The following is a 21,781-nucleotide window of genomic DNA, read 5'->3' as shown; positions in this document are numbered from 1 at the left end:
AACAAAGGTATAACCGGCTTTCGTCGGTGCATGCTGAACTTTCTCCGGCAACGTTTCGATGGTATAGTGCGTCGGATTAGGAGTTGCTGGAGGATTACCGCCATCTAATTCATAACCGATACCGAAGTGTTTGGGATACCATTTCGCTGCAATTATTACATCGCCACCCGTCGGACTTAGAATGATCGGAGCTCCTACTGAAAAATCCGTATCAAGAGTATTCCAACCGTAAAAGACGTAACCTGTACGTTCGGGAGATGGTTTTACTTCAATTCTTGGATTACCGGGAGGAGTAGGAAGAGTATACGACGACGGATATTTATTGAGCAATTCCGGCTTGTTGGGCACTTCCGGCATTTTACCGCCTGCGGTTGTTTTGTCATCCTTGAAATCATATTCGATCTTCCAACCTTGCAACACCATCTCGGCCGTAAAGGTCACATCGCCTTTCACATCTACCGTAGTATACCAGTTGGCATTCCCCTCCGGTCCCGATGTTGCGGGAACAGCCGCTTCACCGGCTTTCAGCGAAGTAAACCCGCCATGTTTCCAGCCTTTAAACTTATACGCAGCTCCTGACGGGGTTACCGTCACACCCGCGGCCGGTTTCGTACCATAATCAATCACTTGATCGTTTCCGTTGGTCAATGCGCCTCCGGCTGCAGGATCGACGGTGAATTTAACCGTGCAAACGGCGCGCTGATGATACGTAGTATCGGTTTGTGAAATATATTCTTGCAACTCTCCACGCCTCAGACTTAATTCACCGCTTTGAGGCTCCAGCATATCTTCCCATTGAGTGGTTACTTTGGCGGTATTTTTCATGATGTTCTGATAATACGCCTGAATCAACGGGGTTTTCAGCTTCGCTTTAAATGTTACGACTTTATTCACTCCTCTGGGAACATTTTCCAACGTCCATTTAATCATACCGCTATTCTCAACTCCGCCTTCGGTAATAGAGCCGGGAACCACTTCAAGTCCTTCGGGAAGCTTATCCTCAATGATCAGAGTGGAAAGAGGTTCACCCTGTGCCCGTAATCCCATACGGGCGGAAGACATCGCTTGACCTCCTCCCTCTTCCTGTGGGGCCGCATTAACCGCTTCGATTTTATATTCGATGATATCCCCAAGAAGCACTTTCACAGGCGCGGCCAATGTCCCGTTATTGACCCCACCATCATTCACCGAAGCACTTTTCGTACTTTCAAAGCCGAAATATGCCTTGTCATATCTACTACATATCCTCGGCTCATCCTTTCTTGTTTGAATAGATATGCTACTCGGCTGTAAATCCGGATCTGAATTGATATAGTTACATACCTGAATCTCTAATTCACCGCCTTTATACTCATTGCTGAACTTGTACTGTATACTTCTTAAAAAAGTTTGCGCATCGGAGGCCGATACGCCGGATTCATTTTCAAGAAAAGAACCATAAGGACTGTACCCTAACGGTTTCGACTTCCATCCGGCAGGAAGTCGATAAGTAGCAGTACCCTGTTTAAAATCAATGGATACAGACCTGATTCGAAGTCCGTCACTTGCAACAACACTTAAGCTGGGGAAAGTGTAATACACCCCCGCACCGTCCTTATGTTTGACGGCATTACCTAAGTTTACCTTGATACTTTGCGCATGCGACAGCATCACAAAGCCTATCAAAAACAAAAAAATAACAGATAATTTACCTCTCATAATTAAATATATTTAAGTTAATGGCCGCAAAGGTACACCCGCCAAGTATCTTATGCAAATCCACCGTATTAAAAAACACAAATAATTAGTTAAAATATATTTTATTTTGTTTTATTCAACACTATTATATTATCGGTCGTTTTCTTTACAGAGGCGCGCATAGATCAAGGGTCTCACTCTACCATAACGCAGTGATACAACATACCAAAAAGCACAAACACTAAACCACTATTACACATTCACTTACAGATCATCAACCAATGCACTTGATTTGGCATAGGCCGTAGAACGGGCCTCGAAGAAGTCGGTCTTGATCATATTGGCATTCGAATATTGCGATACCCATGACATCGAGGCCGGTTCGGAAGTATATCCCTCGAAAAGCGGATCGAAACCAAGCGATCTAATGCGCAGATTACCCAGATATCGGATGTAATCGCGTATCATTTCGGTAGTCAGCCCTTCGATTTTATCGCCCAGTACGTATTCGCCCCACTTGATCTCTTCCTCCACCCCCTTGGCAATCATGGCACGGTATTCTTCAATCAGTTCGGGAGTAAACATTTCCGGACATTCCTGTTTCATCTCGAGAATGATGTTACGAAAAAGCCACAAATGCGTATTTTCGTCGCGATTGATATAACGAATTTCCTGTGCCGATCCGGGCATTTTGCCGTTTCGTCCGAGGTTGTAGAAAAACATGAATCCCGAATAAAAATAAATCCCTTCGAGAATATAATTGGCGATAAGCACGCGCATAAACTGTTCTACGCTTTTATCTTCCATGAAAGCATTGTAGAGATCGCCGATGAATTTATTGCGGTTAAGCAGCACCTCATCGTTCTTCCACTGATAAAGAATGGCGTCACGCTGTTCGGGCGAGCAGATGGTGTCGAGCATATAACTATAGCTCTGTGAGTGCACGGCTTCCTGAAAGGTTTGGATATTCAGGCAGAGATTCACCTCGCTTGCAGTGATATAATCGCTGATATTCGGCAGGTTGGCCGTCTGAATGCTATCGAGGAAGATAAGGAAAGACAGAATTTTATCGTAAGCCGTACGCTCCGCCTCGCTGAGTTTTGCGTAGTCTTTAAGGTCTTGATTCAGATTGATCTCTTCAGGAATCCAGAAGTTATTCATAGCCTGACGATACCAGTCCGATACCCATTTATACTTCATATTATTGAAGTCGTTCAGATTGGTGGTGTTGCCGTTAATCATACGTTTTTTCGACAGTTCGGTATCACCGTGCTCATTGAAGAGCGGTTTGCGCTGAATGGTTTGTATATGACTCATGATGATATAATATAATGTATAGTTAAGAAATCAGGACGAGCAGGATTCGCATTCTTCGATTTCGAGCGACTTGGAGCGCACGTAGTAGATGGTTTTGAGGCCGCATTCCCATGCTTTGACGTAGAGTTCGAGCACTTGACGCAGGGTAAAATCATTTGTGATATAGAGGTTCGTACTCTGTGACTGGTCTACATGTCGCTGTCGAACGCCTGCCGCGCGTATGCTCCATGTCTGGTCTATGAGGTGCGCATTTTTGTAGAGCCACCACGTCCGATCGTTCAGATCAGGCGCAACACGGGCGATGGTGGAACCTTTCTTTTCTTCGAGGAAGAAGCGGTTCATGATCGGATCGGTGCATGCCGTCGTTCCGGCAATGATCGACGTGGAGCTGGTGGGAGCCACGGCCAACAGATAACCGTTTCGCATCCCTTTCGTGCGAACTTCTTCTGCCAGCGCATCCCATCGCGGCGTTCCTTCGTATTGGCGCAGCCGGAAATAGTCGCCTGTCTGCCAGTCCGACCCTTCAAAATATTCATAGCCTCCTTTCTCGGCCGCCAGCTCGGCACTGGCTTGAATAGCGTAGTAGTTAATTGTTTCCATCAGCTTGTCGGCCAACTGCAAATGTTCTTCGCTCTCCCATGCAACGCCTTTTTTCGCCAAGAAGTGATGGTATCCCATCACCCCGAGCCCGATAGGCCGGTAGCGGCGGTTCGTGATACGCGCATATTCGATGGGATAGAAATTCAGGTCGATCACATTGTCAAGTGCACGGACGATGGTTCGTAATACGTGCCGCACTTCTTGCTCGTCGTCAAAATTAATCTTGCTGACAACAAGTGAGGAAAGGTTGCAGACCACGAAATTGCCCGGACGTGATTTCTCCACGATGACCGTATCTCCATCGGGCGCAGTTACGACTTCGGTAGAAATGCTTTCGATGGCCGACATGTTTTGTGCAATCTCGACACAGAGGTTCGAGGAGTAAATCATCCCTTTGTGTTTGTTCGGATTGGCGCGGTTCACCGTATCGCGGAAAAAGGCGAACGGAGTGCCTGTTTCAATGGCCGACTTCAGAATCAGGCGAATCATATCTTTGAGCTGCACCTCAGTCTTGGGAATACGGGAATCGTTCACGCAGTCGTGATAACGTCTCTCCCACTCTTCACCGTAGTAATCTTCGAGCTCATAGCCCTTGATACTTTTAATCTCATGCGGACACATCAGGTACCACGGCTGATTCATATCTTCACGCACCATTTTCCAGAAAAGATCAGGGTAGCAAACGGCCGGAAAGACATCGTGCGCTTTCATGCGGTCGTCTCCATTATTCGTGCGAAGTTGCAAAAAATCAAGAATATCCTTATGCCATACATCGAGATAGCAGGCTACGGCTCCGGAGCGCACGCCAAGTTGATCGACGGCCACAGCCGTGTCGTTCGCCAGTTTGATCCATCGCACAACGCCGCCTGCCGCGCCTTTATAGCCGCGAATGTCGCTGCCATTGGCGCGTACTTTTCCGAAATAGAGTCCCATGCCGCCTCCGAATTTGGAGACATTGGCAAAATTGGTGATGCTCCGATAAATTCCGTCGAGCGAATCGGGGACAGTATCGATAAAGCAGCTCGACATTTGGTAATGCGGTTTGCGGGCATTGGCCATCGTGGGTGTAGCCATCGTCACTTGCAGTTTACTGAGGATATCGTAGATATCGCGTACAATCCGTAAACGATTATGCCGCTCATTCATGGCCAGATGCATGGCAATACCCATAAACATTTCCTGCGGCGTTTCGAGTTGCTCATGCGTAAAGTTACGTATCGTATAACGGCGCAGCAACAGGTCGAGCCCGCTGTATGTAAGCAGATGATCGCGCTCGGGAACAAAAAAAGTCTCAATCTCGTCGATCTCTTCTTTCGAGTAATGCTCAAGGATATATCGACCATAGTATCCCTCACGCGTGAGATAAGTAAGTTTATCGAAGAACGTACCGATTTTAAGGGCTTCCATCTTCCGACCGACATTCAGTTTACTCTGAAAACTTAATAAACGGCCGGCAATGAACTCCCAATCCGGTTCTTCGGCCGTAATACATTCTACAGTTGCTCGGATCAGGGCTTTCAAACATTCGTCGGGCGTCATAGCCGCCTTATGAAACGAACGGTATTTCATCCCCAACGTATCGAACGATTGGTTCAGATGCGGAAAATCTTTCTGTATATCTTTCAGTAAGCGGTGCATGCCCTCGTGCGTGACCGTTTCTTCTATTTCGAGAATGATAGCGCGGTACTTCGCCCGCTCTTCGCGATACAGAATAAAACGACGCGCCTCGCGGTAGAAGCCGTTACGCATCAATTCAATCTCCACCACATCCTGTATCTGCTCTACTTTGATTTCGTCCTCTTTCGCAAGCTCCCGGAGCCGTTCTTCTACGTTTTCGATAAGCCGGGTCAACGCTTCCTTAGGACACTCTTCTTTGATACTTGCAAAGGCGGCACGTATCACGCGCTTTATTTTCGAGACGTTATATCTCTCTTTCGTTCCGTCTCGCTTAATGATATTTTTGAAATCCATTTTGTGTTATGCTGTGTTTCTTGAGGCCGCAAAAGTACATCAATCGGGAGAGAAAAGCAAACCCCTCGTCTTCTCTCCGGATAAATGCTTTTTTACAACCAATAAAAGATAAAACCCAATAAACAAAGCATTTAAAACACATAATAAACATTGTCCGACACTTTTTTCAAAGCATCCATTGGGTAACCGACACTTTCCGCTATCTTTGCCCATCCCGGTTTGTAAGACCAACCGAACAACACTTGTAAGGACTCGAAAAAATGTCTCACAAGGCAAAAATATTATATATTCGGCACACTTCCCCGACTTTTTGAATCATAAACTAACCATTATTGGCGACATAAGCGCAAAATTTCCCCTAAAATGGGGATTGCGGAGCGCAATAAGCCGCCGTATCTTTGCACTGTGAATTTTTAAAAGATCGCGGTAGAAAAAATGTTTTTATAATCGAGATCTATGATAAACAGTAAACCACGTAAGTCAAATAAATTTCTTTTCAGGAGCCGGCCGTAAGTGATTACCGTCGGTTTCTTTTTTTATAACAGGAGAAAAATCAGATGATTGTTATTCGGTAAAAGAAAAGCCTTCTTTTAGTCGTCTATCATAAGGAAATGATCCTTCATCTTAAGGAAATGTTCCTTCAAGTAAAAAACGATCGCTGTCCGATGAAACCGGAGAATAAGCCCCCGTAACGCAAAAACGCCTCTATCAACAATAGATAAAAAGAAGTAGAACGTCTATTTTTCTGCCCGACAGCCCTAAAAAAATAATCGACCCCTATCAACGACTTTACGGCATATCCCTATTATTGGGGAGAAATTGGTATAAAATACCGACAATTCGGGATTGCCCCCTTTGGCGAACACCTCTACTTTTGCACCCGTAAAATAAAAATTAATTAAAAACATTAGGTATTTAAATTATGAAAATGAGAAATGTAATGACATTAGCGCTTGTTGCGCTCAGTTTGGCGTTTGTCGGATGCGACAAGAAAGACGACGTAAAAGAAACGATCAAAAAATCCAAAACAATCGATGCCACTAAATATGAAATGTGGACCTATGTGAATTTGGAGACAGGCCAGACGGAAACACACCGCGATTTCAGCGAATGGCATGTGATGAAAAATGGAAAGCTTCTCGAAACCATCCCAGCCAAAGGTTCGGAAGCCGATATCAAAATTAAATGGCATATCGCGATTCATCGCTTCGATATACGGACAAACGAAGGCGAAGCCATTGCCACCAAAGAAACGGAGTTCAGCAAGGTGACAGGACTTCCAGCCGGCGATTACAAGAAAGACGTGGAAATAAAAGACAAAATGTTGGTCGGTTTCAATATGGCGGATATGATGAAAAGTAAATTTACTGTTGCCGGTATGGCAAAAGTGAATCCGGTACTCAAAACATGGATTGTGGAAAATCCTATGGGAAAAGCACCCGTACTCTCCAAATCCGTTTTCGTAGTAAAATTTAAAGACGGAAGCTATGCCAAGATAAAGTTTACCGATGCTACGAACGACAAGCAAGAGAAAGGCCATGTCTCTTTTAATTACGAATTTCAACCGAAATAACATTTCGTAAAAGATGAAGTCGTTTTTGGGTAACATATTGTTTCTGCTTTTGCTGACGGTGCCTTCGGGCACCGTTTTCGCAGAAGACGAAGAACTTGAGGTCGGCCGGTATACGGTTAAGGGTACGGTGGTAGACGAAAACGGCGATCCGTTACCCGGAGCGTCTGTATGGGTGGTAGGCGCTACGATCGGCGCCGGTACGAATGCGAACGGAGAGTTTGCCATCCGTTTGAATGAAGGGCGCGAATATACGCTTCGTGTATCATTTACCGGATATATCCCCGAAGAGGTGAAGGTGAACCGGCAAACGGGAGCACAGCCTCTGCACGTTATCTTGAAGCCGGCGGAAAACGAACTGAACGAAGTCGTCGTTACCGGTGCACGGATCGCAAGGCCGCTCAAAGAAGTTCCGGTACTGACGCGCGTCATCTCGCAGAAAGATATCCAAGCGCTCAACCCGATGAGTATCGAGACGCTTCTGCAATACGAATTGCCGGGATTACAAATTACCTACAACAGCATGAGCCGGATGCCGCAGATTAAATATCAAGGCGTAGACGGCGAATATATGCTGTTCCTGATCGACGGGGAGCGGGTCAGCGGCGAAGGAGCCGACCACAACGTTGATTTTACACGCTTCAATGTCGACGAGATCGAACGTATCGAGTTTATTCGCGGATCGCAGTCGACCGTTTACGGCTCGAATGCGCTGGGCGGCGTAATCAATATCATCACCAAAAAAGCCAATCGCCCGTTTATCGGGAACATTCATGCGCGCTATGCCGGGACGAACGGACAGAAATATACCGTTTCGGCCGGAACAAAGAAAGACCGCTTCTCCTCACTCACGAATATCACTTTCCGTACAAGAGATACGTACTCGGTAGGGGATAAAAACGGTAAGACATTGAAGATCGTCAACCCCGACGGCACGGCAAAAGACAGTATACTCAAAGCCGAATCAACAACCGTCTACGGATACAAGGTCTGGGATGCCTCGCAGAAGTTCGGCTATGCTTTTACCGATAAGCTCAGCGCCGATCTGCGCGGGTCGTTCTATCACAACGCACGCGATATCCCTGAAGGAGGAAAAATTCAGGATATCTTCGTCGACTATGCATTCAATACGAAAGTGAATTACGTCTTCAGGGACGACCGTCGACTGATCGTATCGTATAACTACGACAATTATAAAAAAGATAAAGATTTTTTCGAGGCGAAATTCAAGCGTACGGATTATCGCAACCGAACACAAATGCTGCGCGCCGACTATTCGGGCACGTATGGCGATCACACGGTTAGCATCGGTTCCGAAGGATTTTTTGAATACCTGAAACATTACATGATGAAAGACAGTGCCGATGCCAGAAATGAAAACTATGCATTCTATATGCAGGAAGACTGGAAGCCGTTCTCTTCGCTCAACGTGATCGTGGGAGTACGTGCCGACTATCACCGAAAATATCACTGGCATGTAACGCCGAAAGTATCCGCAATGTACCGGCCGGCCAAAACGATTACGCTCCGTGCCGGCTATTCGCAGGGATTCCGTTCACCATCGCTAAAGGAACTGTATCAGGAATACGATATGGGCGGGTTAGGTTTCCTGATGCTTTACGGTAATCCGGACCTGAAACCTGAAACAAGTCACCAGTTCTCCCTCTCGGCCGAATACACTCAGGGAGGATTCAACGCTTCCGTATCAACTTCGCACAACCGGTTTCATAATAAAATTACGTATAAAGAAAAAAACAAAAATGCTGCCGAATGGCAATATACCAATGCCGAACATGCCAGAACAACAAGCGTAGAAGCCATTGTGCAAATGCGAATGGATTTCGGGTTGACAATGACCGGCTCATACGCTTACGTGAACGACTACGAGCAGGTGAACGGAAAGAATACTTCGTCTGTCCGTCCGCACAGCGTAACGTTCCATGCCGTGTATTCCCGCAAATTCGGCAAAATCGGCACGAATCTTGCACTGAACGGGCAATGGGCTTCGCAGCTGAGTACGTACCGATTCTCGAAAGACGGTACTCATCGGTCGGTCACCTACGATGCACGTACCTTGTGCAGTCTGAATGCCGGTGCAACAATGCCTAAAGGAGTCTCGGTCAATGTGGGCATCGACAACTTATTCAATTATCAAGACAAGGCCGCAGACAGTTCACTGCAATTGCCGCAGAAGGGCATCAGCCTGATCGGTACGGTAAACATCAATCTGGCCGATATGTTCGGATTATAAGTTGTGTTTTCCTCATTTATGGGGATATAACGTATTAAAATACCCGAAAATAGGGATTGTCGGTTTCTTGTTCTCTGCCGAATTTTGCATCGTCAAATTTTAACAATAAAACAAATGATGAAAAGAACAGTTACTTTATTATTCTTGGTATTGTGTTCCATGAGTAGCCTGTATGCAACAGAAATTGGGGCGGCGGACAGAGATTATATCATAAAAGGTACCGTAAAAAACCGGCAAGACGAACCGATACCGTATGCTACGGTTATGGTGACCGGTACCAATATCGGTATGGCAGCGAATGTCGAAGGAAAATTTCAGATCAAATTGAACAGGGGCAATTATAAGCTCCGCATATCCTGTACGGGGTATGAACCTCGCACGGTAGAGGTGGATGCCGTAAAAGAGCCGGAACTTGATATTGTGCTTGATGAAGCGAAAAACAATCTTACGGAAGTGGTCGTCACCGGCACACGCAGTGAAAAGATGTTGAAAGACGAACCGGTAGTAACCCGTGTCATTACGGCCGAGGATATCAAGAAAATCGATCCTCAGGATTTTAAGAGCTTGCTTGAATATGAACTTCCCGGATTACATTTTGACGGAGCGGCACACGGCTCGGGACTTCCGGCCATCTCTTTTCAGGGGATGGACTCCCGTTATTTGCTTTTCCTGATCGACGGGGAGAGAATTGCCGGCGAAGGAGCATTGGACAATGTGGATTTCAGTCGTTTGAATGTAGATAACATCGAACGGATCGAAATTGTAAAAAGTGCCATGTCCACACTTTATGGTTCCAATGCATTGGGCGGGGTAATCAATATTATCACCAAAAAAGCGAACCGTCCGTTCGTCGGAACGGTATCGACACGTCTGACGAGCCGCAAGGACAGGAAATATACGGTATCGTTAGGTACGCGGCAGGAAAAATTTTCGTCACTGACGACCGCATCGTTCAGTCGTCGAGACCCTTTCACCTTTGAAGAGCGAAAGCCGACAAAGAGATTGTATGAACTGCCTGACGGACGTGACTCGATCGGGGTAAATCCCAAATTAGGCAAGTATAACATGCGTGGATATGAAACTTTTTCGATCGCACAAAAATTAGGCTATGACTTTACGGATAAACTGAACGCCGAGTTGAACGGCAGTTTTTATCAGAACAAGTTGCTGTATGTAAAGGAAGGAAAGATAAGTGAACGCTTTCGTGACTTTACGTTCGGTGGAAAAGTGAACTATATCTTTAATGAAAACAGTCGGCTGGATTTATCCTATCATTATGACAATTACTTTAAAGACGATGTTGATTCGGCCGATCATCATAAAACAAAAATCAGATACCGGGATATTCTCAACAATGTTCGGTTAAATTACAGTCTGCTGTTGGCCGAACGCCATTCATTGACTGTGGGCAGCGAAGTAAACGCCGAAAAACTGCGAACGAACTGGTTTAAGGATACAACAGCCAACAGCATCACGAATTATGTGCTGTATGTACAGGACGATTATCGGATTACCGACCGCCTGAGTCTGGTCGGAGGAATCCGCATGGATTATCATTCGCTGTATAAAGTGCATGTCAGCCCGAAATTGTCAGCGATGTATAAAGTCGGCAACGTGACGTTACGGGGAGGATATGCTGCCGGATTCCGCTCGCCCTCAATGAAAGAATTATATGGAGAGTTCAGTCATGGCGGGATGTTTAAAATTTATGGCAGCACCGACTTGAAACCCGAGACGAGCCATCATGTTTCCCTGTCGGGGGAATGGACGGCCGGCATCTTCAATATCTCCGCTACCGGATATTACAATTGGTTCAACAAAAGGATTGCGATGCAACAACGCATTTCCGAAAATAAGAAGCAAAAATATCCCGACTTTGTGTATGTCAATGCCGATTCTGCCAAGACGTACGGAGCCGACATCAATATGCAGATACGGCTGCCATTCGATCTGACATTGAAAGGTACCTATTCGTATGTGTACGACGATACGAAAATAAAAGGAAGAAGAAGTTCCTATGTACGCCCGCATACAGCCGTTATGCAGGCCGAATACAGTCGTAAGTTCGGTAACTGCCGGGCTACATTAGGTCTGAACGGCCGATGGATGAGCGGTGTAGATTATTGGGCGACATCGTATGTTTCCAAAAAAAGAGTTTTCACCAAATTGGAGTTAAACGACTATATGATCTGGAAACTCAATGCTTCTTGCCGGTTCCCGAAAGGTGTTACACTGAATATCGGCATTGACAATCTCTTTAACACAAAAGACGACAATTTTAGCGACCTTTATGCCATATTTTCGCGTGGCACGGAATTTGTTGCAAACTTGTCGGTCAATATAGCCGAACTGATCGGGAAATAATGAAATGATGCAGAAACAATATAACACATGAAACGTAAAATTTATTTATGGGGAGGGATCGTCGCTGTCATATTGGCAGCGGCGTTCTTTGTATATTCCAAGTGGATGTCTGCCACCAAAGTGGCTTTTGTCAATTATCAGATCATTACCTTGGGCGAGATTCACAAGGCCAATGACAATTCGTTTATTAAAATTGCAACGGTCGATACCGAAGAGCTGGATAAGCTCAAAGGTTACGACATGGTCTTTATCAATGCGATGGGGCTTCGTATCACCGAAGAACAGCGGGCGCAGATACAGAAGGCGGCAGACGAAGGGCTGCCGGTCCTGTCTACGGCAGTGACCAATCCGGCGAACAAAATCATCTCCATCGACTCGCTTCAGGCCGATACGCTGAAACAGTACCTGAGCAACGGCGGGCGTCACAATTACCGGAGCATGCTTAACTACGTGCGCAAATACATCGACGGCAAAAAGTTTTCGCTTCATGAGCCGGAAGCGGTCGTAGAACGCGCCAATGACATGCTCTACCATGCCGTTCCGGGAAAGCCGGACGAGGAGGAGCTCGGCTTCAATTCGATTGCCGAGTATCATGCGTTTCTCCGAAAGCACGGACTGCTCAAGGAAGGAGCGCCGCGTATCATCATCACCGGCCCGATGGGGCAGCCGGCCGACTTGATCCGCCGGCTGGAAGAAACGGGCAATGTGGTCTATCCGGTACGCAATATGAAAAACCTTATCGGCAACCATCACATCGACTCGGTACAACCTTCGGCCGTCATCAATATGGCGCACGGACGGATGGGCGACTATATCGTCGACTATCTGGCACAACAGAACATTCCGCTGTTTGCTCCGCTCAATGCCAACCGGCTCGTGGAAAAATGGGAGGACGACAAAATGGGCATGAACGGCGGGTTCCTCTCTCAGAGCGTGGTTACCCCCGAGATTGACGGGGCGCTCCGTCCGTTCGTCGTTTTCGGACATTACAAGGACGAGGAAGGGATGCATCATGCCTTTGCGATTCCCGAACGGCTCGAAACATTCGTGGAAACGATAAATAACTACTTCAGTCTGCAACGTAAGCCGAACAGCGAGAAGCGGGTGGTTATCGTGTATTACAAAGGTCCGGGACAAAATGCCCTGTCGGCCGGCGGAATGGAGGTAGGGCCTTCACTCTATAACCTGTTGGTACGCATGAAACGCGAAGGCTACAAGGTCGAAGGGCTTCCCGCCTCATCGAAAGAGCTGGAACGTATGATACAAGCGCACGGAGCTGTGTTCGGCACATACGCCGAAGGAGCGCTCGACGAGTTTATGAAAACCGGTCAGCCGGAACTGATCACGAAAGAAGATTATGAAAGCTGGGTGAAGAAAGTTATCCGCCCCGACAAGTATGCCGAGGTTGTCGCTGCATTCGGCGAGTTTCCCGGCTCGTATATGGCCACGGAAGACGGGCGTTTGGGCATCGCGCGCCTGCAATTAGGCAATGTGGTGCTGATGCCGCAAAACGCAGCCGGTCGCGGCGACGATGACTTCAAGGTGGTGCACGGCACGGATGCCGCCCCACCCCATACCTACATCGCTTCGTATCTCTGGATGCAGTTCGGATTCAAGGCCGACGCCCTGGTACATTTCGGGACACACGGCAGCCTGGAATTTACGCCGAGAAAACAGGTGGCATTGAGCAGCAACGACTGGCCCGACCGACTCGTGGGCGCCGTGCCGCACTTCTACATCTACACCATCGGCAATGTGGGAGAAGGCATGACAGCCAAACGTCGCTCATACGCCGGACTGCAATCGTACCTGACGCCGCCTTTTATGGAGAGCAGCGTACGAGGCATCTACCGCGAACTCATGGAGCGCATTAAGATTTATAACAATATGGAGGGAGCCTGCTCGTGTGGCGGAGAACACGACCACGCACCTGCGAAAAAAGACACCCGTAACGAGGCCGATCTGCGTCGTGCGTCGCTGGCCGTAAAAGCGGCCACGGTGAAGCTGGGCATTCATCGTGAATTGGGTCTGGACAGCGTCATGACTGTTCCCTATACCGAAGATGACATCCTCCGCATCGAGAATTTTGCCGAAGAGCTGGCAATGGAAAAGATAACGGGGCAACTCTATACGATGGGAGTACCTTACGAAGACATCCGCATCACCAGCAGTGTCTACGCGATGGCTACCGACCCGATTGCCTACAGCCTGCTCGCACTCGATAAACTGCGCGGACGCGCCGATGAGAAGACGGTCAAACATCGTGCACTGTTCACACAGCATTACATGAATCCGGCACGCGAACTCGTTACGCGCCTGCTGGCTAACCCCGCACTGGCATCGGACGAACTGATCTGTCGTACCGCAGGCGTCACTCCCGCCGAACTGGCCAAAGCGCGCGAGATAGAAGAGTCGCGCAAATCGCCCGGAGGGATGATGGAGATGATGATGAGCATGAAACGCGAGGCTCCGGCCGAAGCCAAAGTACATGCTGACGCTTCCGAAGAAAAAGGAAAGCCGACAACAGCCTCTAAAGGAAGCCATGGCCGGATGCCCGAAGGGATGAAGGAAATGGCCAAGGCTCACGGTGAAATGCCGCAGGCGATGAAAGAAAAGATGGCTGCCCAAGGAAAAGACAGCGCATCGGCTCACGGAAAAGCCATGCCGGCAGGCATGAGCGGCATGATGGGTGGCGGCATGCCGAAGAAAAAAGAATACACGAAGGAGGAAATTAACTTCGCGCTGGCGGTCATGGAGGTAGAGCGTACCATCCGCAATGTGGGACATTACAGAGAAGCGCTGCGGGAAAGCCCGGAGAAGGAACTGCATTCGATGATCAACGCCATGAACGGCGGATACACCCGTCCGTCGCCGGGAGGAGACCCGATCGTCAATCCGAACACGTTGCCCACCGGACGCAACCTCTACGGCATCAATGCCGAAGCTACGCCGAGCGAGGCCGCCTGGGAAAAAGGCATACAAATGGCGAACAACACGATTGAGCTGTACAGACGCCGTCATAACGACAGTATCCCTCGCAAGGTAAGCTACACGCTGTGGAGCGGCGAGTTTATTGAGACGGAGGGAGCGACGATTGCGCAGGTATTGTATATGTTAGGCGTAGAACCGTTACGCGACGCTTTCGGACGGGTGACGGACTTGAAGCTCATCCCGTCGGAAGAACTGGGACGGCCGCGTATCGACGTGGTGGTGCAGACGAGCGGTCAGCTGAGAGACCTCGCCGCTTCGCGTCTTTTCCTGATCAACCGCGCCGTAGAAATGGCGGCGGCAGCCAAGGACGAGAAGTTTGAGAATCAGGTGGCTGCCGGCGTGGTAGAATCCGAGCGCACGCTGATCGAGAAGGGTCTTACGCCGAAAGATGCCCGTGAGATTTCGACCTTCCGGGTCTTCGGAGGAATGAACGGCGGCTATGGCACCGGCATTCAAGGCATGGTGATGAGCGGAGACCGCTGGGAGAGTGAAAAAGAAATCGCCGACACGTACCTGAACAATATGGGCGCATATTACGGCAGCGAGAAGAACTGGGAGGCATTCCGCCAATTCGCTTTCGAGGCGGCGCTAACCCGCACCGATGCCGTCATCCAGCCGCGCCAAAGCAATACGTGGGGAGCGTTGAGCCTCGATCATGTGTACGAATTTATGGGCGGACTGAATCTGGCTGTACGCAACGTCACCGGAAAAGACCCCGACGCTTACCTGAGCGACTATCGCAACCGTAACAACTTCCGCATGCAGGAGGTAAAAGAAGCTATCGGCGTAGAGAGCCGGACGACGATCTTCAACCCTGCCTACATCAAGGAAAAGATGAAAGGTGAGGCCGGCGGAGCAGGTGCGTTCGCGGAGATCGTACAGAACACCTACGGATGGAACGTGATGAAACCGGCAGCCATCGACAAGGAAATGTGGGACGAAATATATAATGTATATGTCAAGGATAAGTTCGAGCTTGGCGTTCAGAAATATTTCGAGACCCAAAACCCGGCGGCGCTCGAAGAAATCACGGCCGTCATGATGGAGACTATCCGCAAAGGGATGTGGCAGGCTACCGAGCAACAGATCGCCGACATTGCCAGGCTGCATACCGATCTGGTGAACAAATACAAACCGTCGTGCTCCGGCTTTGTCTGCGACAATGCCAAGTTGCGGCAGTTCATCGCCTCGAAGACCGACGCGCAGTCGGCTGAGCAATACACACAGCACATCAATCAGATACGTGAGGCCGCGGCTTCGGGCGACCGGAAGAGCATGGTGATGAAGAAGGAAGACGTTTCGTCCGGTGCGCAATCACAGACGAACGTGCTGAACAATGCGATTGTGGCTGCCGTTGTGGCGCTGGCCGTCATTGTGTTGATCTGGCTTGTGCGTCATCGCCGCAGAAAAATGCGGGAATAAGATGGAGACCGTCGTAGTCGTCCTGATGATACTCGTTTGCTTCAACTTCATGTTGAAGCAAACGTATCGTAAATGGGGGTCTGTGACCTTGATTGCCGTCGTCTGTGCCTTGTTTGTCGGGCTGATCTGGCCCTATGCCATCGAACAGTCGAAGACACAGATTGCCGACTGGCTGTCGAACCCGGCGCTGATGCTCGACACCTCCGTCGTGTTAAGTATCGAGGTGGTCCTTCAGATGGCTTTCTGCATGCTGGCCGCGCATGTAATGACCACCGGCCGCATACGCAAACGCACGCTGTGGAGCTACAAAGCGCTACGCTGGTTTCCGGGACTGCTCATCTTCCCGGTACTTTTCAGCGGATTAGTCGCACTGATCTTTTCGTTCCCGGGCGTTTCGTTCCCGCGCATTGCATGGAGCATGGCCGCAGGAGTGCTGGTGTTGATTCCCACGGGTACGTTTGTGCTGCAACGCCTGCTGCCCGAAAAAGAACTGAGACTCGAACTGCTGTTTCTGGCCAATGCCCTGATCGCGGTGCTGGGCGTCATCACCACCGTCAACGGCCGCACGGCCGTGACCGGAAATACCGTGATCGACTGGAGCGCACTGGCTGCTTTGACAGCACTGATACTGGTCGGACTCATTGCAGGCTTCTTCACCGCCCGTATCAAACTATATTATAAACTACGTAAAAACAAAGAAATATGACTTACATCTCCGATATTTTATACTGGATATCTACCGGGCTGCTTGTACCCGTCATCGTGTTGTTGATCCTGCTCTTCCTCCGCGCCTTGCTGCTAATCGGTGGCTTCTTCGGACAATACCTTGCCATTCGCAAGAACGAAGCGATCATCCGTCCCGAATTGGAAACATTGAACAGTGACCGGCTCGACGATTTCGCGGAGCGATTGCCCAAAGGCAACGCTTCGCTCGTAACCGTCTACATGCGCCGCCTGCTGGCCCTCAAAGACAGTCCCGCGCACGTGCAACGTCTACTGGCCGATTTTGAAATCGCAGCCGACAAAGACCTGTCCGTCTCCAAAACCTTGGCCAAGTTAGGTCCGATGCTCGGACTGATGGGCACGCTCATCCCCATGGGACCCGCGCTCGTAGGACTGTCGACAGGCGATATCGCTTCGATGGCCTACAACATGCAGGTAGCTTTTGCCACGACGGTGGTCGGACTCTTCTCAAGCGCCATCGGGTTCATCACCCAACAGGTTAAACAGCGCTGGTATCTGCAGGACATGACGAATCTCGAATTTATCGCCGGACTGATTACCGAAAAACGGAACAAGGTATGAAACGGAATCTGCTCAAGAAAGAAGACGATAACGATCCGATGAGTGTAGTAGGCAATCTCTTCGACGTCGCGATGGTCTTTGCCGTAGCGCTGATGGTCGCGCTTGTGGCACGGTTTAATATGACTGAGATGTTCTCGAAAGAAGATTTTACGATGGTCAAGAACCCCGGCACGGAGAAGATGGAAATCATCACCAAAAAAGGCGAGAAAATCGAAAAATATACGCCTTCGGAAGATGACCCGTCCGACAAAAGTTCGCGAGGCAAACGTGTCGGCACGGCTTACCAGCTCGAAAGCGGCGAAATCATCTACGTCCCCGAATAAACTATCTGTTAATTGTTTGGGGAAAGTGAAAAATGAAAGTAGGGGCAACCCTTGTGGTTGCCCACAATAACGCCACCATTTATCTGGTAGGGACGCAATTAATTGCGTCTCTACTGTAACCACGCATAACCATTAACCATTGACAATTATCTCCCTTATCCGAGAAAACATCCCAATTATTGGGGATAAAACGACCAAAAAATCCATAGAATTGGGGATTGCGCCGTAATATCGGTGCTTCTAACTTTGCATCCGAAATTTAAATGATAAAAAAGACATGGGAAAAACAGCCATTATTTACGGTTCTACGACAGGTACGACCGAAAACATTGCAGGCCGCATAGCCGAGCAGATGAACATTGCAAGTGAAGATGTATACGAAGTAGCCAAGATCACCCCGGCCGATGTAGCGCAGTATGATATGCTGCTGTTAGGTTGCTCCACATGGGGCGCAGGCGATTTGCAGGACGATTGGTACAAGGGTTTGGAAATGCTCAAGCAAACCGATTTGACCGGTAAGAAGATCGCCTTTTTCGGCGCAGGAGACTCATCGTCCTATTCCGATACGTTCTGTGGCGCATTGGGCGTACTCTATGAAGGACTCAAATCGTCGGGGGCTACTTTCGTCGGACAAGTCGATCCTTCCGAATATACGTTCGACAGCTCCGAAGCCGTGATAGACGGACAGTTCATCGGTCTGCCGATCGACGAGGAGAACGAACCGAATAAAACGGACGACCGCATCAGCCGTTGGATAGCCTCTCTGAAATAAGACAGACCGCGATGGAACGAACGGAAGTGTTGCCGGGCGAGATCAAGGTCTTGCATAACCAGATCTACGAATATAAGAAAGGCGTGCGAAACCTCGTGCTCTTCACCATGAATGAGCGCTATCTGCCCCTTGCACGCGAACGGCTCGAACGACAAAACATTCCCTACCTCGTTCAACGCGCAGGGAAAAGCAACATCAATCTTTACTTCGGGCAGCCGGAATGTATAGAGACGATCCGTACGTTCGTCGGGCGTCCCCTGAACCGGCTTACCCCCGAAGAAGATTTTATCCTCGGAACGCTTCTGGGATACAACCTCTGCGAGCAATGCAAACGCTTCTGCTCAAAGAAAAAAGACCTCTGTGAGGCCGAACGGGCATAAGGCAGGTCAGAGCGCAGAGACACGGCCGGCAAAGGTTGCGGAAGTGTATTTTTTGCCCTACCTTTGTCGGCCGTAAACAATTAATGTAAAAGTAACATGAGAATAGAACAGATTACAGCCCGCGAAATATTGGATTCGCGCGGAAATCCTACGGTAGAAGTAGACATCAGACTTGAGTCGGGTATTATCGGACGTGCCAGCGTGCCTTCCGGCGCATCGACCGGCGAACACGAAGCTCTTGAGTTGCGTGACGGCGACAAACAACGCTACAGCGGCAAAGGAACACTCAAAGCCGTTGATAATGTGAACAGCATCATCGCCCCGGCGCTTATCGGTATGTCTTCACTCGAACAGCGTGCTATCGACCGGAAAATGCTTGAACTCGACGGCACAAAAACGAAGTCAAAGCTCGGAGCCAACGCGATCCTCGGCGTGTCGCTCGCCGTAGCCAAAGCGGCAGCCAACTACCTTGGCATGCCGCTCTACCGCTATATCGGCGGCACGAATACGTATGTGATGCCCGTTCCGATGATGAACATCATCAACGGCGGATCGCACAGCGATGCACCTATCGCCTTCCAGGAATTTATGATCCGCCCCGTCGGTGCGCCTTCCTTCCGCGAAGGTCTGCGTATGGGCGCCGAAGTGTTCCATGCCCTGAAAAAAGTATTACACGACCGCGGACTCAGTACGGCAGTAGGTGACGAAGGTGGATTTGCCCCCGCCCTCAACGGAACGGAAGACGCTCTCGACTCGATTATTCAGGCCATTAAAGCGGCCGGATACGAACCCGGAAAAGATGTCAAGATCGCCATGGACTGCGCCGCGTCGGAGTTCTACAAGAACGGCGTATATGACTACAGCCTCTTTGAAGGAAAAAACGGAAAAAAACGTACGGCCGACGAACAGATTGCTTATCTCGAAGAATTGATTAACAACTATCCGATCGACTCGATCGAAGACGGGATGAGCGAAAACGACTGGGACGGATGGAAGAAACTTACCGCACGCATCGGCAGCCGCTGTCAATTGGTAGGCGACGACCTCTTCGTGACAAACGTTGAGTTCCTCTCCAAAGGAATTGAGACGGCTTGCGGAAACTCGATCCTGGTGAAGGTGAACCAGATCGGTTCGCTGAGCGAAACGCTCGATACGATCGAAATGGCACACCGCCACGGATATACGACGGTTACAAGCCATCGTTCCGGCGAAACGGAAGATGCTACGATCGCTGATATCGCCGTTGCCACGAACAGCGGACAAATCAAAACCGGATCGCTGAGCCGCAGCGACCGCATGGCCAAATACAACCAGTTGCTTCGCATCGAAGAGGAATTGGGTGCACTGGCCGTTTACGGGTATAAAAAAGTGAAATAAATTTCTTTTACAAATAAATCATACTTTATGGAAAGAGCGCCTTTGTGAAAAGGCGCTCTTTTTACCATTTTCTTCTTACATCCATCACACAGAAAATGGCCTCCTGCCGCTCCGTTCGCCGGATACGATACTACGCATTGCGTCTCAGTTGTCCGGAATATCCAATCCTGTCCTGAGAAAAGTTGACAGTTGTTTTGTTCTTATCGTTTCTTCAATGAAAATTGACGTTGGTCAATAAAATAACTCAACAACACAATAATAGAACATTTTTTCGTTATCTATTTGCGTAGTTAGACAAAAAATATCTATTTTTGCAAACGAAATAATAAATACAAGATAATGGCGAGCATAGCAAGCTGGATATATGATAAGCCGCTCAGAGGCAATTACACCTTCACGCACGATGAGGTGGCACAGGCATTCTCTGGTATGAGTGCCGGCAGCATTGCACGGGCGCTGACCAGGGAGGTGAGCAAGGGACGGGTTATGTCACCCCTGCGCGGCTTCTACGTCATAGTGCCGGATGAGTATGTGCTGCGCGGGGCTGTGCCGCAGTCGTTTTACTTGGATGATATGATGCTACACCTGGGACGCAAATACTATGTGGCTCTGTTGAGTGCGGCAAGTTATCACGGAGCTTCGCATCAGGTTCCGCTGCGGTTCAGCGTGATGATAGAGCCTCCCGCCATGCGTGACAAGAAGGGGAAGAAGTACCTTACGCATTTTTTCTGCAAGAGCCATATTCCTGAAATATACGTGGAGAGACGGCAGACACGGACTGGCTACATTAACGTGTCGTGTCCTGAACTGACGGCAGTGGATTTGCTGACGTATCAGGCTAAGACAGGGGGTGTTTCGCGGGCAGCCACTGTTCTGGCTGAACTGGTGGAGAAACTGAATTTCGGGCGTTTGGGGGCTGACTTCGTGAAGGAGGTGCCGGTAACCAGTCTGCAACGTCTGGGTTATATTTTAGACGAGGTGCTGGAGGAAGGTGAAACGGCAGAGTCGGTGTACAGTCTGTTGAAGTGTTCCGATGTCGTGTTCCAGTATGTGCCCTTAAAGGCAGGAAAGAGCAGCGAGGGGTGCGAAAGGAACGCCAAGTGGAGAGTTATTGTGAACGAAACCATCGAGATTGACGAGTTATGATACCTGAGCGATATATTACGGAATGGAGCGAGCAGGCCCCGTGGGTGGTGAATAAATTCATCGAACAGGATTTGATAGTCTGCCGTGCGTTAGTATCTATTTATAGCGATGCATTTCTTGCGAAGCATCTGGCGTTCAGAGGCGGCACGGCATTGGGTAAGTTGTATCTGAAGCCGCAGCCCAGATACTCTTATCACAAGTAAAATATTATCCAAAGTGCCAATAGATATATATTTCCATTTATTTGATTATCAATAACACTTTTGATAATATTATCAGATAATATTTGTGTTACTTTGTACTTGTGCACCTCAA

14 protein-coding genes and 1 pseudogene are annotated in these 21,781 nt (G+C 48.9%); 12 read left to right on the top strand and 3 right to left on the bottom strand.

Going from position 1 to position 21,781, the window contains the following annotated elements; all coding sequences use genetic code 11:
- From Tanf_RS09495 to Tanf_RS09485, 3 genes are all read right to left on the bottom strand, one after another.
- Positions 1–1,698 (bottom strand): InlB B-repeat-containing protein (locus tag Tanf_RS09495; RefSeq protein ID WP_046825714.1); only part of this gene is annotated, 1,698 nt, incomplete at its 3' end.
- Between the two features lie 243 nt (positions 1,699–1,941).
- Positions 1,942–2,994, bottom strand: coding sequence for a ribonucleotide-diphosphate reductase subunit beta (locus tag Tanf_RS09490; protein WP_014225398.1), 1,053 nt, complete (start codon positions 2,992–2,994; stop codon positions 1,942–1,944).
- 30 nt (positions 2,995–3,024) lie between these two features.
- On the bottom strand, positions 3,025–5,565 hold the full coding sequence (locus tag Tanf_RS09485; RefSeq protein ID WP_046825713.1) for a ribonucleoside-diphosphate reductase subunit alpha: 2,541 nt from the start codon (positions 5,563–5,565) through the stop codon (positions 3,025–3,027).
- A gap of 922 nt (positions 5,566–6,487) precedes the next feature.
- Here Tanf_RS09485 and Tanf_RS09480 point away from each other — a divergent pair.
- The 12 genes and pseudogenes from Tanf_RS09480 to Tanf_RS09425 all read left to right on the top strand — a co-directional run.
- The gene (locus Tanf_RS09480) at positions 6,488–7,138 is read left to right on the top strand and encodes an HmuY family protein (protein ID WP_046825712.1); all 651 of its coding nucleotides are present in this window, start codon (positions 6,488–6,490) and stop codon (positions 7,136–7,138) included.
- 13 nt (positions 7,139–7,151) lie between these two features.
- Positions 7,152–9,386 carry a TonB-dependent receptor gene (locus Tanf_RS09475; protein ID WP_046825711.1) on the top strand — a complete coding sequence of 745 codons (2,235 nt, stop codon included), beginning with the start codon at positions 7,152–7,154 and terminating at the stop codon, positions 9,384–9,386.
- 114 nt (positions 9,387–9,500) lie between these two features.
- A complete protein-coding gene (locus Tanf_RS09470; protein ID WP_236684423.1) occupies positions 9,501–11,750 on the top strand; it encodes a TonB-dependent receptor in 2,250 nt (749 codons plus the stop codon).
- A gap of 27 nt (positions 11,751–11,777) precedes the next feature.
- A complete protein-coding gene (locus Tanf_RS09465; RefSeq protein ID WP_046825710.1) occupies positions 11,778–16,163 on the top strand; it encodes a cobaltochelatase subunit CobN in 4,386 nt (1,461 codons plus the stop codon).
- 1 nt (position 16,164) lies between these two features.
- A complete protein-coding gene (gene hmuT, locus Tanf_RS09460) occupies positions 16,165–16,869 on the top strand; it encodes an HmuT family protein (RefSeq protein ID WP_046825709.1) in 705 nt (234 codons plus the stop codon).
- Positions 16,866–17,468, top strand: a complete 603-nt coding sequence (locus Tanf_RS09455) for a MotA/TolQ/ExbB proton channel family protein (RefSeq protein ID WP_046825708.1) — start codon at positions 16,866–16,868, stop codon at positions 17,466–17,468. The genes hmuT and Tanf_RS09455 overlap by 4 nt, the downstream gene beginning before the upstream one ends.
- Positions 17,465–17,791 (top strand): DUF2149 domain-containing protein, encoded by a 327-nt coding sequence (locus tag Tanf_RS09450; protein WP_014225388.1) that lies wholly within the window; start codon positions 17,465–17,467, stop codon positions 17,789–17,791. The genes Tanf_RS09455 and Tanf_RS09450 overlap by 4 nt, the downstream gene beginning before the upstream one ends.
- A 277-nt stretch (positions 17,792–18,068) precedes the next feature.
- Positions 18,069–18,563: a flavodoxin FldA gene (gene fldA, locus Tanf_RS09445; RefSeq protein WP_014225386.1), complete on the top strand. Its 495-nt coding sequence runs from the start codon at positions 18,069–18,071 to the stop codon at positions 18,561–18,563.
- An 11-nt stretch (positions 18,564–18,574) separates the two neighbouring features.
- A complete protein-coding gene (locus tag Tanf_RS09440; RefSeq protein ID WP_046825707.1) occupies positions 18,575–18,943 on the top strand; it encodes a DUF2023 family protein in 369 nt (122 codons plus the stop codon).
- Between the two features lie 96 nt (positions 18,944–19,039).
- On the top strand, positions 19,040–20,320 hold the full coding sequence (gene eno / locus Tanf_RS09435; RefSeq protein ID WP_046825706.1) for a phosphopyruvate hydratase: 1,281 nt from the start codon (positions 19,040–19,042) through the stop codon (positions 20,318–20,320).
- 339 nt (positions 20,321–20,659) lie between these two features.
- Positions 20,660–21,466 carry a type IV toxin-antitoxin system AbiEi family antitoxin domain-containing protein gene (locus Tanf_RS09430; protein WP_046825705.1) on the top strand — a complete coding sequence of 269 codons (807 nt, stop codon included), beginning with the start codon at positions 20,660–20,662 and terminating at the stop codon, positions 21,464–21,466.
- Positions 21,463–21,657, top strand: a pseudogene (locus tag Tanf_RS09425) (nucleotidyl transferase AbiEii/AbiGii toxin family protein); the annotation flags it as partial. The gene Tanf_RS09430 and the pseudogene Tanf_RS09425, both read left to right, overlap by 4 nt.
- Between the last annotated feature and the right edge of the window lie 124 nt (positions 21,658–21,781).

Source organism: Tannerella forsythia (assembly GCF_001006485.1).
Classification (GTDB): Bacteria; Bacteroidota; Bacteroidia; order Bacteroidales; family Tannerellaceae; genus Tannerella; species Tannerella forsythia.
The sequence above is the reverse complement of the archived record's forward strand: the minus strand, read 5'-3'. Positions and strand labels throughout refer to the sequence as shown.

Excerpts from the sequence above, each read along its gene's own strand:
- Tanf_RS09490 (WP_014225398.1), bottom strand. The coding sequence starts at position 2,994 with ATGAGTCATATACAAACCATTCAGCGCAAACCGCTCTTCAATGAGCAC.
- Tanf_RS09485 (WP_046825713.1), bottom strand. The coding sequence starts at position 5,565 with ATGGATTTCAAAAATATCATTAAGCGAGACGGAACGAAAGAGAGATAT.
- Tanf_RS09480 (WP_046825712.1), top strand. The coding sequence starts at position 6,488 with ATGAAAATGAGAAATGTAATGACATTAGCGCTTGTTGCGCTCAGTTTG.
- Tanf_RS09475 (WP_046825711.1), top strand. The coding sequence starts at position 7,152 with ATGAAGTCGTTTTTGGGTAACATATTGTTTCTGCTTTTGCTGACGGTG.
- Tanf_RS09470 (WP_236684423.1), top strand. The coding sequence starts at position 9,501 with ATGATGAAAAGAACAGTTACTTTATTATTCTTGGTATTGTGTTCCATG.
- Tanf_RS09465 (WP_046825710.1), top strand. The coding sequence starts at position 11,778 with ATGAAACGTAAAATTTATTTATGGGGAGGGATCGTCGCTGTCATATTG.
- hmuT (WP_046825709.1), top strand. The coding sequence starts at position 16,165 with ATGGAGACCGTCGTAGTCGTCCTGATGATACTCGTTTGCTTCAACTTC.
- Tanf_RS09455 (WP_046825708.1), top strand. The coding sequence starts at position 16,866 with ATGACTTACATCTCCGATATTTTATACTGGATATCTACCGGGCTGCTT.
- Tanf_RS09450 (WP_014225388.1), top strand. The coding sequence starts at position 17,465 with ATGAAACGGAATCTGCTCAAGAAAGAAGACGATAACGATCCGATGAGT.
- fldA (WP_014225386.1), top strand. The coding sequence starts at position 18,069 with ATGGGAAAAACAGCCATTATTTACGGTTCTACGACAGGTACGACCGAA.
- Tanf_RS09440 (WP_046825707.1), top strand. The coding sequence starts at position 18,575 with ATGGAACGAACGGAAGTGTTGCCGGGCGAGATCAAGGTCTTGCATAAC.
- eno (WP_046825706.1), top strand. The coding sequence starts at position 19,040 with ATGAGAATAGAACAGATTACAGCCCGCGAAATATTGGATTCGCGCGGA.
- Tanf_RS09430 (WP_046825705.1), top strand. The coding sequence starts at position 20,660 with ATGGCGAGCATAGCAAGCTGGATATATGATAAGCCGCTCAGAGGCAAT.